Raw genomic sequence first — 14,878 nt, 5'->3', positions numbered from 1 at the left:
AAGGCGAATCACCTTTGATTCTTTAGTGACGATTCGGAAGTGCGGCGTTGCCGGATCGTCAAGCGGACAGAAAATCGGGGAGTGCCATTTATGGCGAAGGCGGACGCGTGGGGCGCGCCCGGTGGGACGGCGTTTGAGCGTCGCGAGGCGCGAAACGACGGTCTCGCGGGCAATACGCGGCTCATCGCCGAACCTGCCTACCGACGGCTGCTGGCAGCCGAGCCGCTGTTGCGGCGATCGATACCGGCCCTCATTATCATGTTTCTGTTGATCATCGCAGTACTGCGCTTTCTGTCACTGATGAACGAGCGCGACGAGATTGAGCGCGACGCCAAGGCGATCCTTGCCCTGGCCGCCGGCCAACTGGCCAGTTCGATCGCCGACGCTACCATGGTTTCCGCGCCAGGTGCGATCCAGGACCTGCTGGAGAGCACCGGTCGTCAGGGCGCGATGGGCCGAAGCCACGTACTGGCGATCACCGACAGCGCCTTCAAGATCATTGCCGTATCGCCGCAGTCGATGCACTGGGAGGGCCGATCGCTCGATGGCGTCGTGCAGGGCGGGCAGCCGCTGTTCATGTTCGGCGACCGCGCCGGAGTTATGGAGGTCAGCATCGGCGGACAGGACTGGTACGCGGCAGTGAGCCTGGCAAATGGCCGAAAGGGTGCCGCGGCAGCGTTCGTGCCGCAGGAGGCAGTTTTTGACGCCTGGCGGAAGACGGTCTCACTCAATGTCACGCTGTTCGTGCTGACGGCCGGCGTGCTGATCGTCATCCTTTATGCCTATTTCGGCCAGGCGGCGCGTGCCCAGGCCGCCGACCGCATCTATCTCGAAGCCCACCAGCGCATCGACATGGCGTTGGTGCGCGGCCGCTGCGGCCTGTGGGATTGGGACATGGTGCGCGGCAAGATGTACTGGTCGCGCTCGATGTACGACATGCTGGGCTACGAGCCTTGCGACACGATGCTGTCGTTCGGCGAAGTCGACGAAATCATTCATCCCGAGGACGGCGATTTGTTCGAACTCGCCAACAGGATCGTCGCACGCGAGATCGACCATATCGACCAGGTGTTCCGGATGCGCCATGCCGACGGGCAATGGGTTTGGATGCGCGCAAGAGCACAGGTTATCGACCCGGAAGCGCCGGAGATCCAGCTGATCGGCATCGCCGTCGACGTCACCGAGCAGCGGCACTTGGCGCTGCGCTCCGAAGCGGCGGACCTGCGCCTGAGGACGGCCATCGAAAACATCAACGAATCCTTCGTGCTGTGGGATTCGTCCGAGCGCCTGATCATGTGCAATTCCAAATACCAGCAGGACAACGGCCTGTCGGATCGCGACGTGATGCCGGGCGCCCCGCGCGCCGTGCTGGAACAACGCATGCTGGCCTTCGCCTCGGAGCGACGGCTTGCCAATACCAACGGACCGCAGGGGGGCGTAACCTTCGAGCGCCAGCTTGCCGACGGCCGCTGGCTGCAAGTGAACGAGTTGCAGACAAGGGACGGCGGCACCGTCTCGGTCGGCTCCGACATCACCCAGATCAAGCTGCACCAGGAGAAGCTGGTCGACAGCGAGCGCCGGCTGATGGCGACAATCCACGACCTCAGCCTTGCCCGCCGCGCGGAAGAAGAACGGGCTCGTGAGCTCGTCGAGCTCAATCGCAAATACATGAAGGAAACCGAGCGGGCCGAAGCGGCAAACCGGGCCAAATCCGAATTCCTTGCCAACATGTCGCACGAGTTGCGCACGCCGCTCAACGCGATCATCGGCTTCTCGGAACTGATGGAACGGCGGCTGTTCGGGCCGATGGGGTCGCCGCGCTACGAAGAGTATGCCACCGACATCAACGGCAGCGGCAAATATCTTCTCGGCGTGATCAACGACATCCTCGACATGTCGAAGATCGAGGCCGGCCAGTTCGCCCTGGATCAGGAAGAAATCGATCTCTGCCCGCTCATCAGGGAGACGGTTCGCGTCGTCTCGCTGCAGGCGGCGGAAAAGTCGATCACCGTCGAAACCCGCATCGCCGATTCGCTGACGCTGTTCGCCGACCGCAGGGCGATCAAGCAGATCCTCATCAACCTTCTGTCCAATGCGGTGAAGTTCACCGGGCAAGGCGGCCACATTTCGGTCAGAGCCCGCAGCATTTCCAGCGCGCTGATCCTGACGATCGAGGACAATGGCTGTGGCATCCCGAAAGCGGCGCTGAGCAAGCTCGGACGGCCATTCGAACAGGTGCAAAACCAGTTCTCCAAGAGCCATACCGGCTCCGGCCTCGGCCTCGCCATCTCGCGCTCGCTGGCCGAGCTTCAGGGTGGCGCGTTGAAGATCCGTTCGACCGAAAGCATCGGCACGATCGTCTCGGTACGCATCCCGATGAGGAAAGTCGCGCAGGCGGTCAGGGCGGCTGCCTGAATGACCAGATAAGTCTCCGGCGGCTCGCGCCGCCGGAGCGGTTGTCAATTCTCACTGCATGCCGTCAGCGCCATCATTGCCCTCGCCGTCCCATTGGCGGTGGCGGCCGAGACCCTTCGGCAGTTCGTTCTTCTCGATCTTGCCGTCATTGTCACGGTCGAGCATGGCGAACACCTTCTTCTGGCGGCTGGTGATATCGTCGGCGGTCAGCGTCCCGTCGCCCTTGGTGTCGTAGCGGGCGATGATGCGCCTGGCCATCTGCTCGAAGCGTGCCTTCTCCAGCGCGTCGGCGAGCTGTGCCACGGTCAGCTTGCCGCCATTGTCAGCGACCATCTTCTTCAGCCGCGCGTTCATGGCGTCGGAGAACTGGTCGAAGGTGATGGTGCCGTCATTGTCCTTCATGACCTTGCCGAGGCGCATCATCATGCCGTCGCGCGGCCCGGCGCCGGAGTGCTCGTCTGCATAGGCTGCGGTGCCGACGGCGCCGGCCAGGGCTGCGAAAACGAGTGCAAGTCTGGTTGTCTTTCTCATGGTCTTCTCCTGTTGCATCGTCACCCCCGATGCTAGAGCGGCGGACCTTCATCCCCCGCTCTATCTCTTTGATTGAACATCGGAACCTCCCAAAAAAAGGTCGCAATTTCGGGTCCGATGCTCTCGCCCGTACGGCTGGTTGCCGTCACGGTTGTTTCGCACGAAGCAGAAGGTCGAAATCCTTTCTGACCTTCTGCGACGTCTCCTTGAGATGCGCTTCAAGCACCCCGAAATCCGGCAGGTCGGTCACCGCCAGAAGCAGATCCGAAAGCCCTGGCGGAACGTCGTCGCGTTCGAATGCGCCGGTGAGGCAAAGCCGTATCATCTGGGTCAGCGCCAGATAGAGCGAATAGGCATCCACCAGTTCCTGCCTGACCTGGGCGCCGGCGAAATCCGGCGCCAGGCGCGATAGGACCTCGGCCGTGCCGGTGGCCCTGCGGCCTGCCTCGATCTTTCCCGTGATCAGCGCAACCTGGGCAATGAATTCGAGATCTATGAGGCCGCCCGGGATCAGCTTGATGTCCCAGGGATCGCGCGGCGGCTTCTCCTTGTCGACCATGGCGCGCATCTCGGATGCCTCGGCCATCACCTTGGCTGGATCGCGCGGCAGAGCGAGCACTGCGGCAACTTCCTCCTCAACCTCGCGGCAGAGCTCGGCATCGCCACCGATCGTGCGGGCCCGCGCCAGCGCCATATGCTCCCACGTCCAGGCGTCCTGTCGCTGGTACTTCTTGAAGGCATCGACGTGCGTGGCCACCGGCCCCTTGTTGCCGGACGGTCGCAGGCGAAGGTCGAGCTCGTAGAGCACGCCCTCGGCGGTCGGCGCGGAAACGGCGGCGATCAGCCGCTGCGTCAGCCGGCTGTAGTAATGCGACGGGGCAAGCGGCTTGTCGCCGTCGGACTCCTCGGCATCGGCGTCGTGATCGTAGAGCAGGATAAGGTCGACGTCGGAACCCGCCGTCAGTTCGCGGCTGCCGAGCTTGCCCATGCCGAGCAGTGCGACCCTGCCGCCGGCAATATAGCCATGACGCAACGCGAATTCCGCCGTCACCGCCTGCAACGCCGCCTCGATGGTCAGATCGGCGAGATCGGAAAAGGCGCGGCCGGCGCGCGGCGGATCGATCGACCCGGCAAGCAGCCTGACGCCGATCAGGAACTTTTGCTCCGAAGCAAAGATGCGCAGCCGGTCGAGCACCTCCTCGTAAGCCCTGTCGCCTTCGAGGAAGGCGGCAAGGCGCGCCGACAGATAGGCGCGGTTGGGCAGTTCGCTCAGCAGCGCCGGATCGAGCAGGCCATCGAAGACATGCGGCCGGCGCGTGATGATGGCGGCCAACCGCGGTGCTGCGCCCATGATCGTCGCCATCAGCTTCAGCAACGCCGGATTCGACTGCAGCAGCGAAAACAGCTGGATGCCGGCAGGCAGGCCGGCAAGGAATTCGTCGAAGCGGATCACCGCCTCGTCCGCCCGCCGCGTCTGGCCGAAGGCTTGCAGCAGCGCCGGCGTCAGTTCGGTCAGCCGCTCGCGTGCCTCCGCCGACCGGGTGACGCGGTAGCGGCCGAAGTGCCAGCCGCGGATAACCCGGCAGATGTCGCTCGGCCGCTGGAAGCCGAGCCGCCGCAGGGTCTGCAAGGTATCGGGATCGTCGACGTCGCCGGTAAAGACCAGATTGCCGATGCCGGCCGAAAGCTCCGGCGCGGTCTCGAACAGCGCTGCATAGTGGCGCTCGACCTGATGCAGCGCCGCGCGGAACGTTTCGGCAAAGCCTGCCGCATCGGCAAAGCCCAGCATGCGGGCGACGCGTTCCAGCCCCTCTTCGTCCTCCGGCAGAATATGCGTCTGCTGGTCGGCAACCATCTGGATGGCATGTTCGACGCGGCGCAGGAACCAGTATTGCCTGGTGAGTGCATCGCGCGCGTCGGCGGTGATCCAGCCGCGCGCGGCGAGTTCGCCGAGCATCGGCACGGTCTCGCGGGCGCGCAGTTCGGGAAAGCGGCCGCCGGCGATAAGCTGCTGGGTCTGGACGAAGAACTCGATCTCGCGGATGCCGCCGCGACCGAGCTTGACGTTGTGGCCTTTGACCGCGACCTCGCCATGGCCCTTGTGGGCGTGGATCTGGCGCTTGATCGAATGGACGTCGGCAATCGCCGCATAGTCCATGTATTTGCGCCAGATATAGGGCTGCAGTTCCTTCAGGAACGCGGCGCCGGCGGCAACATCGCCGGCCACCGGGCGAGCCTTGATCATGGCGGCGCGCTCCCAGTTCTGGCCGCGCGCCTCATAGTAGCGCAGCGCCGCCTCGACCGGGATCGCCAGCGGCGTCGAGCCGGGGTCAGGACGAAGCCTGAGATCGGTGCGGAAGACGTAACCGTGCTCGGTGCGGTCCTGGAGGATACGGACCAGCCGACGGGTCAGGCGCGAAAACAGCTCTGTGGCATCGAGCGGATCGACGACGGCAGGCGCATCGGGGTCGAAGAAGGCGACGAGGTCGATGTCGGAGGAGAAGTTCAGCTCATGCGCGCCGAGCTTGCCCATGCCGAGCAGAATCCAGCCCGAGCGTCGCGCCGGATTTTTGGGATCCGGCAATCGGAGCTTGCCCTGCTCATGCGCGTCGCGGAGCAGGAAATCGACGGCCGCACGCGTGCAGGCATCGGCAAGGTCGCTCAGTCTCCGCACTGTCAACGAGGTCTCGGCCTCGCCGGCGAGATCGGCCAAGGCGATCAGGAAATGCGCTTCCGCCTTGCATTGGCGCAGCTCCATCATCAGGCTACTTTCGGAGACGGCCTCTGCGCGTGCTGCCTTGTCGACCGCGGCGCCGATCGATGACAGCCGCGCCTCGACCCTCCCGTCGAAAAGCGCATCGAGTATCCGCGGCCGGCGGCGCGCGGTATCGCGTAGGAACGGCGACAGGTCGAACACGGCGGCGAGGAAATCCTGGACGACCCCCTTACCGGCGAGAAATTTCGCCAGTCGCGGCAGTTCCTTTTGCCGCGCGGCGTCGGCGATCTCCGACAATTCCTGCCTGGCGCGGCTTGCATCCAGCGGAACGAGCTCTACCGCCGGCTTCAACAGCCAGTCCGTTTCCAGGCGTCGCACTGCCATCCTCGCAACCATCAGCGATCCTCCCGCCCGGGAAAACTCATGACGACCGACAATCCGGGATTGCCGGGCAGCAGCTCAAGCCGTCCATTGTGGAATGTCATGATCGCCTTGGCGAGACTCAAGCCAAGGCCGGAACCCGGCTGCGAGCGGCTCTTTTCCAGCCGCACGAAACGCTCGGTCACCCTGGCGCGGTCGACATCGTCGGGAATGCCCTGGCCGTTGTCGGAGACGGCGAGTCTGATCTCGCTACCGATACGCTCCAGCGTCACGCGAACCGTAGGCCTGGAGGTCGAGTCGGTCGAATATTTGATCGCGTTGTCGACGATGTTGGACAGCGCTTGGCCGATCAGCTCGCGATTGCCGTCGACGACGAAAGAACCTTGCACCGAAGTTTCGAGCGTCACGCCCGCCTCCTCCGCTACCGGCTCGTAGAGTTCGACGACGTCGTGCACGGCAGCGGCCAGATCGACCCTGGTGGTGCTTTCCGAGGAATAGCCGGCCTCCAGCCGCGAGATCATCAGGATAGCGTTGAAGGTCTTTATCAGCTGATCGGATTCGGCGATCGTTCCTTCCAGCGCCTGCCGGTAGTCACTGGTGTTGTGCTTGCCCGAAAGCGTCGCCTCGGCGCGATTGCGCAGCCTGGTCAGCGGCGTCTTCAGGTCGTGGGCGATGTTGTCGGAGACCTGCTTCAGGCCCTCGTTCAGCGTAGCGATCCGGGCCAGCATGGAATTGAGGTTTTCCGACAGCCGGTCGAACTCGTCACCGGCGCCGGTGACCGGCAGCCGGCCGGAAAGATCGCCGCCCATGATGCGGCGGCTCGCCTCCGACACGCTGTCGATGCGCTTCAGCGCCGCGCGCCCGACGAAGAACCAGATCAGCAGCCCGCCGACGCCCATCATGCCGAGCGCCAGCATCAAGGCGCGGCGAATGACGGCGCGGAAGCGCTCCGGCTCGCCGAGGTCGCGGCCGACCAGCATGATCATCTGGTTGGGCAGGCGCAGCACCAGGGCAACGGCGTTATGGCCTTTCTCGCCTTCGGTCTGGACTTCGCTCTGGGCGGGCTCGTTCGGGTCGGAAACCGGGTTGCGCTGCCGCTCGAGCTCGCCCTCACCGAAGCGGCGGTAGGAGAACGGTTCGGTGGTCCAGCCCTCGGCCTCGATCACGCCCGGCTCCAGGCTCTGCACGTTGCCGGTCAGGATCTGGCCGTTGGCATCGGCGATCAGATAGAGATTGGCGCCGGGCTGGCGGGAGCGCTGCTCGACGACGCGGACCAGCAGCGGGAGGCCGCCGCGCTGATAGGCGCGGGCAAGGCCGAGCACCTCGTCGTTGATCGTCTCCTGCGTCTGGGCGGTCAGCATGCGCACCGAGAGCGAGGTCATGTACAAGACCAGCAACACCGCACACAGCGCAAAAAGCAGAAGATAAAGCGCCGAAAGCCGCGCTGCCGTCGTCTTCATGATGGCCGGCACGGAAAGAGCCATGGGGTTCTAGCCGCTTTTCAGCATGTAGCCGGCGCCGCGAACCGTGTGCAGGATCGGCTTGTCGAAGCCCTTCTCGATCTTACCCCGCAGCCGCGAGATATGAACGTCGATGACGTTGGTCTGCGGATCGAAATGGTAGTCCCAGACGTTCTCGAGCAGCATGGTGCGCGTCACCACCTGGCCGGCATGGCGCATCAGATATTCGAGCAGGCGGAACTCGCGCGGCTGCAGCGTTATCTCGCGCCCGGCGCGGCGCACCGAATGCGACAGCCGGTCGAGTTCGAGATCACCGACCCGGTAGACGGTTTCGGCTTCCCTGGCGCTGGCGCGGCGGTTCAGCACCTCGACGCGGGCGAGCAGTTCGGAAAAGGCGTAGGGTTTGGTCAGGTAGTCGTCACCGCCGGCGCGCAGACCGGTGACCCGGTCGTCGACTTCGCCGAGCGCCGACAGGATGAGCACGGGCGTCGTATTGCCTCGGGACCTGAGCCCGGCAATGACGGACAGGCCGTCGCGGCGCGGCATCATGCGGTCAACGACCATGACGTCATAGTCGCCGGAATCGGCGAGCGCGAAGCCGGTTTCGCCGTCGCCGGCGACATGGGCGGTATGGCCGGCCTCGGCGAACGCCTTCTGCAGGTAGTCGGCTGCCTCGCGATCGTCTTCTATGACGAGAATCTTCATAGAACCGTTATACGCGATTTCGCTGGAAGATTGAGTGGCCGGCATACGCATCGTGGCCTTCTCCATGGCGTATCGCGAACAAAGTGATTCAGGGATACGCGGTAAGTCTTTGTTTTAGCATGTCGTAGCCTAAAACCGCTTCACGCTTTGAGCGACATGTTCGAGCGGCAGCGGGCGATGGGAAGCCCGCTGCCGCTGGGGCGGAACACGATGACTGACTAACGTATTCAGGCCCCGTGCTTTCCCGTGCGGCGGCTCGGGGGTGTTGAAAACCGCCGCACCGGAAAAGTCAGCCCTTGGCGACAGGCAGTGCGACGAAGCGGTTACTGTCGTCGCGGGTGATCTGCATCAACACCGCTTTGCGGCCGGACTTCACCGCGTCGGCCATCGCCTTGTCGACGTCGGCGGTGCCGCTCACTTCCGTCGAATTGACGGAGGTGATGACGTCGCCGGGCTGGATGCCGCGATCGGCGGCATCGCTGTCGGGGTCGACGTCGGTCACCACAAGTCCCTTGCCATTTTCGGACTTGGTAACGGTCAGGCCGAGATCGGCGAGCGTGTCGGTCTTCGGTGCCGGAGCAGGCTGCTGGTCGGCCGAGGCCTGCTTGTCGCTCGACGGCAGCTTGCCAAGGTCGACCTTGACCGCCTCGCTCTTGCCGTTGCGCCACACCGTGACGTCGACCGATTTGCCGGGCGGGTAAGCGCCAATCAGTCGGGCGAGTTCCTTCGGCGAAGCAACGTCCTTGCCGTCCACCTGGGTGATCACGTCACCGGCGGTGATGCCGGCCTTCTTGCCGGGACCGTTGTCCTGCGCGCTGGCAACGAGCGCGCCCTTGCCGGACCCAAGGCCAAGCGACTCGGCGATTTCAGGTGTGACCGGCTGGATTTCGACGCCGAGCCAGCCGCGCTGGACGGTACCGTTCCTCATCAGGTCCTGCACGACCTGCTTGGCGGTCGAAGCGGGAATGTCGAAGGCAATGCCGACGCTGCCGCCCGACGGCGAGAAGATCGCGGTGTTGATGCCGACAACCTGGCCGTTGAGGTTGAAGGTCGGGCCACCCGAATTGCCGCGGTTCACCGAGGCGTCGATCTGGATGAAGTCGTCATAGGGACCGGCGCCGATATCGCGGCCGCGGGCCGAAACGATGCCTGCGGTAACCGTGCCGCCGAGGCCGAACGGATTGCCGACAGCCACCACCCAGTCGCCGACGCGAACCTTGGAATCATCGGCGAAGTCTACATAGGTGAACCTGTTGCCGTCATCGACCTTGAGCACGGCAAGATCGGTGCGCGGATCGGTGCCGATCAGCTTGGCGTCGAGTTCCTTGCCGTCATTGGTCACCACGGTGAAGGCGGTCCCCTCCTCGACGACATGGTTGTTGGTGACGAGATAGCCGTCATCGGAGATGAAGAAACCCGACCCTTGCGCCACCGGCCGCGGCTGGTCGTTGTTGCGGTCACGATGTCCAAAACGGCGCATTCCGTTCGGGCCCTGATCGCCAAAGCCGCGGAATTCGCGGAAGAAACGCCGCAGCTGCGGGTTATCGGGAAGATTGCCTAAGCCGTCCTCGTCGTCCATCTGGTCGGAACCGTCATCCGCCGTCGGCTGGATCTTGGCCTTGACGCGCACGCTGACAACCGCCGGCGAAACGCGCTCGACCACATCGGCGAAGCTTGGGACCTGCGGTGCCTCGACACGCACGGCGTCGGCCAGCACCGGGGCTGTCCCGGTGGCAACGGCGCCGAAGCCGATCGCGCCGGCAATGGCCAGGGATGCGGCTGTGGCCAGCAGGCGTTTGCGAGTGCGAAGAGATGAATTGGGGGCAACATTCATGGTTCTCGTATCCTCTTTTCAAGGGACGCCCCTTGGTTGGCATCCTCGACAGAGGAAATAGAGAGCCGCACATTACGGCGCCATTTCCGGTACATGAAACTTTCGTAATGTATCGATCAATCGCGGCGGAGTATCGCGTCCAACGCCGCCTGCTCGTCCGCGGTCAGGGCATTTGTCGCCGTCGAGCGGCGCGAGCGGGCGGCCAGCAGGATAAACGTCGCGCCAACGAGCAGCAGAACGATCGGCGTGCCCCAGAGCAAGGCATTGCGCAGATTGAAGCGTGGCTTCAGCAGCACGAACTCGCCGTAGCGCGAAACGACATAGTCCATCACCTGCTGATCGGTATCGCCGGCGACCAGGCGCTGGCGCACAAGGATGCGCAGGTCACGGGCAAGATCGGCATCGGACTCGTCGATCGACTGGTTCTGGCAGACCATGCAGCGCAGGCCTTCCGACAAAGCGCGCGCCCTCGCCTCGAGTGCCGGGTTGGCGAGCACCTCATCGGGCTTGACCGCCTGCGCGGCGCCGGCGAACAACAGCGCCAGCAGCAGGATCAGCGAGGCCAGTGTGCCCCTTCTCATTGCGGGCTCGCCGATGGCATGGCGCCCGCAGGCTTGCGGCGCGACGGTGCGCCGACGCGCAGGCGACGGTCGAGCAGCGACATCGCCGCGCCCGCCATCATCACCAGTCCGCCGCCCCAGATCAGCGTCACCAGCGGCTTCCACCACAGACGAACGACCACAGAGCCATCGCTGCCCTCGTCGCCAAGCGAAAGATAGAGCTGGCTGAAGCCGATCGTCCTAATGCCGGATTCGGTTGTGGTCATCTGGCGCACCGGATACGAGCGCTTGGCCGAGGTGATCTCGCCTGCGACGCTGCCGTCGGCGCCAAGCAGGGCGAAGCGGCCGCGATCCTCACTGTAGTTAGGCCCCTGGGCCGGGTAGAGCCCCTCGAAGCGCAGCTTGTGGCCGGACAGTTCGACGGTCTCGCCGGCATGCATCGACAGGATTTTTTCGGTGCCGAAGCAAAGCGTGCCGACAATGCCGAGCGTCGTCAGGCCGAGGCCGAGATGCGCAAGCGCTGTACCGAAGACCGAGCGCGGCAGGCCGGCGAAGCGGCTGAGCATGGTGGCTGGCGCGACGGCGCCGAAGCCGGATTTGACGCCGAGATCGGTGAGAGCGCCGCAGATCAGCCAGAAGGCAAGGCCGACACCGAGTGCCGCCAACACCGAAGCGCCATCGATGAACAGGGCTGTCACCAGCACGGCGAGCAGCGCCGCGGCGAAAGCCGCCATCAGGCGCTGGGCGACGGCAAAAATGTCGCCGCGCTTCCAGGCGAGCAGCGGCCCGAACGGCACGACGACCAAGAGCGGCACCATCAGCGGGCCGAATGTCAGGTTGAAGAACGGCGCGCCGACCGAAATCTTGCCGGCCGAAAGCGCCTCGACGGCGAGCGGGTAGAGCGTGCCGACCAGCACGGTGGCGGTGGCGGTGGTCAGGAACAGATTGTTCAGGACCAGCGCGCCTTCGCGCGAGATCGGGTGAAACAGGCCGCCGGCCGTCAGCCGGGAGGCGCGCAAGGCAAACAGCGCCAGCGAGCCGCCGATGAACAGCGTCAGGATGCAGAGGATGAAAACGCCGCGCGTCGGATCGGTGGCGAATGCGTGCACCGAGGTCAGCACGCCGGAACGCACCAGGAAGGTGCCGAGCAGCGACAGTGAGAAGGTCAGGATCGCCAGAAGCAGCGTCCAGATCTTCAGCGCCGAGCGCTTTTCCATGACGATCGCCGAATGCAGCAGCGCCGTGCCCGCCAGCCACGGCATGAAGGATGCGTTCTCGACCGGATCCCAGAACCAGAAGCCGCCCCAGCCGAGCTCGTAATAGGCCCAATAGGAGCCCATGGCGATGCCGCCGGTGAGGAACATCCAGGCAACCAATGTCCACGGCCTTACCCAGCGCGCCCACGAAGCGTCGATGCGGCCCTCGATGAGGGCAGCGACCGAGAAGGAAAAGCAGATCGAGAAACCGACATAGCCGAGATAGAGCAGCGGCGGATGGATGGCGAGGCCGAGGTCCTGCAGGATCGGGTTGAGATCGCGGCCCTCGATGGGCGCCGGATTGAGCCTGACGAACGGGTTCGACGTCGTCAGGATGAACAGAAAGAACGTGGCGCCGATCGCTCCCTGCACGGCAAGCACATTGGCCCGGAGCGTCGCCGGAAGATTGCCGCCGAAGACGGCGACAAGCGCGCCGAAGAAGGTCAGGATCAGCACCCAGAGCAGCATCGAACCTTCGTGATTGCCCCAGGTTCCGGTGATCTTGTAGATCAGCGGCTGCAGCGAATGCGAGTTCTCCCAGACGCTCTCAACCGAAAAATCGGACCCTGCATAGGCGGTCGCCAGCGCTACGAAGGACAGCGCCGTCAAGGCAAAGCCGGTCAGCGCGGCGGGTGCGCCGACGGCCATCATCTTGTGGTTGCCGGTGCGCGCGCCGAACACCGGCACCACCGTCTGCACCAAGGCCAGCGCAAACGCCAGGACCAGGGCGAAATGTCCGGTTTCAACCATTGTCGCCGCGCCCGCTAGATCTTGCCGCAGGTTCTTGCCGCAAAACCGTGGAACACTTTTGCGGAACCTGCTCAGTCACTCTTGCTCTCCTGCCACACGCCCTTGGCCTTGAGGCCGTCGGCCACTTCCTTGGGCATATAGGTCTCGTCATGCTTGGCGAGCACGCTGTCGGCGACAAAGATCCCATCGGGGCCAAACGAGCCTTCGGTGATTACGCCCTGCCCTTCCCGGAAAAGGTCGGGAAGAATGCCGGTATAGGTAACCTTGACGTCCTTCTGGTTATCGGTCACCGAAAAGGCGACGGTGGCGCCTTGGCTACGCTCGACCGTGCCTTTTTCGACGAGGCCGCCGAGCCTGATGCGCTGGCCCGGCTGAAGGCTGGCGGTAGCCAGATCAGCCGGCATGTAGAAATAGGAGGCCTTCTGGCCGAGCGCATAGAAGGTCAGCCCGGTTGCAACACCGAGAAACGCCAGCCCCGCGACGATCACCGACAGTCGTTTCTGCTTGCGCGTCATCGTCTACTCCGTCGCCGTCACGCCGAGCGAGGCGGCAAAGGCGGTGAATTTCCTGGCCTGGTCGCTATCGGCGCCAAAGACAGCAATACCGCGATTGAGCGCGTCACGTGCCTGATCTGTCTTGCCCAGCACGACATAAGAACGAACGAGTTGCATCCACCCTTCCTCGTCGCGCGGATTTTGCCGAAGCTTTTCGTCGAGGCCGGCAACCATAGTGCTGATCATGGCTTGCCGGTCCTGCGGCGACATCGAGGAAGCAGCATCGATATCCTCGGCGCTCGGCCCTTTCGCAGGCCCCTCCGAAGCGACGCTGCGGGCGGCGGATTCGGCCAGCGCCTGCTCGACGGCGCCGCGCCACGGCGAGCCCTGCGGCAAGGCGGCCAGCATCTTTTGCCAGGCCGCCGTGGCTTCAGCTATGCGGCCCTCCTGTGCCATGCCCATGGCGAGATAGAACGCGGCCTTCGGATTGGCCGGATCGAGCTTCAACGCCGCCTCGAACGCCGCCTGCGCTTCGGCTGAGACAATGCCGCCGGCCGCATTGGCGATCGCCTCGCCAAGACCCGCCTGACGGGCGGCGCTGTCGCCGTCGAGGCGGATGGCGTTGCGATAGGCGGTCACCGCATCGGCGTATCGCTGCATGCGCAGATAGACCGGCGCCAGAACGTCCCAGCCACGGCCATCGGATGGGTTGGCCGCCAGGTGCGCCTCGGCGCGGGCTATCAGCGCGTCGACCGAGCTGTCGGCGGGGTTCTTGGCCAGGCGTTCGCTGAGTGGCTGCGATGGCAGGTCGGGTGAGCCGAGATGGCCATAGAGGCCCCAGCTGACCAGTGGAACCACCAGCACGGCAGCCGTCGCCACCAGTCTTGTCGACCGCGACGGCTGCGTCGCCGTCTCGCCGGCTTGGCCGGCATTGCTCAGGCGAAGGATGCGGCGGGCGATTTCGGCGCGAGCCTCTTCGGCCTCCATCGGCTGGATCAAGCCACGCGCCATATCGCGGTCAAGCTCGGCCAGCTGGTCGCGATAGACTTCGAGGTCGTGATCGCCGGCAGCGGACGCGTTCTTCGATCCACCGGCCAACGGCAGCAGCACCGCCAGGCTTGCGCCCAGCGTCAGGATTGCGGCTATGACCCAGAACAGCATGGCTCTTCCAATAGAACGAGACCCCTGCCCTGCCAACACAAGCGTGCTGCGACGCTTTGGCGGGGCCGAACGCGACGTGCTTTGGTGCCGATCGGGATCGGCGCACCAACGGCCGGACCAGCTACGTCAGCGGCGTCCAGCTGCCGTCGGCATTGCGGCAGGCGGTTCCGCGCGCGGTGGCGCCGGCGGTGCCGGTAAACACCGTATGGGTGTATTGCCGGCAGTCCTGCGATCCGACGCGATAGGGCTGGGCGGCAACCACTTCGCCGCGATGGGCCGAACTGTCGCTCTTCCAAGCCACTTTCTGGCCGCTCGCCGTGTATTCAAGCGCCTTGTATTCCGCCTCGAGCGCGCTGCGTTTCTCGGTCTCGCTCAGGCCGGCGCCGATAGAGCCGCCGACGAGGCCGCCGCCCATGGCGGAGATGATCGTCGTCGCCACCTTGGCGCCGCTGGGGGGCGTGGCGGCCGGCGTTACCGTAACGGCCGGGCCCTTGCTGAGCGTCGTGCAGCCGGAGATGGCGAGCAAGGCGGAAACGAGCGCGACGCGAATCTTCATGCCAATACCGGCTTTCTTGAGCTGGACCGCCGCGCTGTCATCAGGCTGGCGCGGCCATA

At 64.7% G+C, this 14,878-nt stretch carries 11 protein-coding genes; 1 reads left to right on the top strand and 10 read right to left on the bottom strand.

From position 1 onward, the window contains the following. Positions 1-90 precede the first annotated feature (90 nt). Positions 91-2,415, top strand: a complete 2,325-nt coding sequence (locus NKI79_RS26305) for a PAS domain-containing sensor histidine kinase (protein ID WP_352805677.1) — start codon at positions 91-93, stop codon at positions 2,413-2,415. A 51-nt stretch (positions 2,416-2,466) separates the two neighbouring features. Here the strand turns inward: NKI79_RS26305 and NKI79_RS26300 are convergent, their stop codons facing one another. The 10 genes from NKI79_RS26300 to NKI79_RS26255 all read right to left on the bottom strand — a co-directional run bounded on the left by NKI79_RS26300 (position 2,467) and on the right by NKI79_RS26255 (position 14,819). After that, complete coding sequence (locus NKI79_RS26300; protein WP_352805674.1) at positions 2,467-2,946, bottom strand: EF-hand domain-containing protein; 480 nt, start codon at positions 2,944-2,946, stop codon at positions 2,467-2,469. 145 nt (positions 2,947-3,091) lie between these two features. Beyond that, on the bottom strand, positions 3,092-6,058 hold the full coding sequence (locus NKI79_RS26295) for a bifunctional [glutamine synthetase] adenylyltransferase/[glutamine synthetase]-adenylyl-L-tyrosine phosphorylase (RefSeq protein ID WP_352805671.1): 2,967 nt from the start codon (positions 6,056-6,058) through the stop codon (positions 3,092-3,094). Then, a complete protein-coding gene (locus NKI79_RS26290; protein WP_352507493.1) occupies positions 6,058-7,527 on the bottom strand; it encodes an ATP-binding protein in 1,470 nt (489 codons plus the stop codon). Before NKI79_RS26290 ends, NKI79_RS26295 begins: the two co-directional genes overlap by 1 nt. A gap of 6 nt (positions 7,528-7,533) precedes the next feature. Further along, positions 7,534-8,208 carry a response regulator transcription factor gene (locus NKI79_RS26285; protein WP_254819962.1) on the bottom strand — a complete coding sequence of 225 codons (675 nt, stop codon included), beginning with the start codon at positions 8,206-8,208 and terminating at the stop codon, positions 7,534-7,536. 289 nt (positions 8,209-8,497) lie between these two features. Continuing rightward, entirely contained in the window at positions 8,498-10,042 is a 1,545-nt protein-coding gene (locus NKI79_RS26280; protein ID WP_352805670.1) for a Do family serine endopeptidase, read from the bottom strand. Between the two features lie 116 nt (positions 10,043-10,158). Further along, entirely contained in the window at positions 10,159-10,623 is a 465-nt protein-coding gene (locus NKI79_RS26275; protein ID WP_352805668.1) for a cytochrome c-type biogenesis protein, read from the bottom strand. Beyond that, entirely contained in the window at positions 10,620-12,608 is a 1,989-nt protein-coding gene (locus tag NKI79_RS26270) for a heme lyase CcmF/NrfE family subunit (protein ID WP_352805665.1), read from the bottom strand. The genes NKI79_RS26275 and NKI79_RS26270 overlap by 4 nt, the downstream gene beginning before the upstream one ends. A 71-nt stretch (positions 12,609-12,679) precedes the next feature. Further along, positions 12,680-13,123: a cytochrome c maturation protein CcmE gene (gene ccmE, locus NKI79_RS26265; RefSeq protein WP_352805662.1), complete on the bottom strand. Its 444-nt coding sequence runs from the start codon at positions 13,121-13,123 to the stop codon at positions 12,680-12,682. A gap of 3 nt (positions 13,124-13,126) precedes the next feature. Continuing rightward, positions 13,127-14,263: a c-type cytochrome biogenesis protein CcmI gene (gene ccmI, locus NKI79_RS26260; RefSeq protein ID WP_352805660.1), complete on the bottom strand. Its 1,137-nt coding sequence runs from the start codon at positions 14,261-14,263 to the stop codon at positions 13,127-13,129. Positions 14,264-14,384: 121 nt separating this feature from the next. Then, positions 14,385-14,819 (bottom strand): RT0821/Lpp0805 family surface protein, encoded by a 435-nt coding sequence (locus NKI79_RS26255; RefSeq protein WP_352479532.1) that lies wholly within the window; start codon positions 14,817-14,819, stop codon positions 14,385-14,387. Positions 14,820-14,878 lie beyond the last annotated feature (59 nt).

Source organism: Mesorhizobium sp. M0340, assembly GCF_040321535.1.
Taxonomy (GTDB): Bacteria; Pseudomonadota; Alphaproteobacteria; order Rhizobiales; family Rhizobiaceae; genus Mesorhizobium.
The sequence above is the reverse complement of the archived record's forward strand: the minus strand, read 5'-3'. Positions and strand labels throughout refer to the sequence as shown.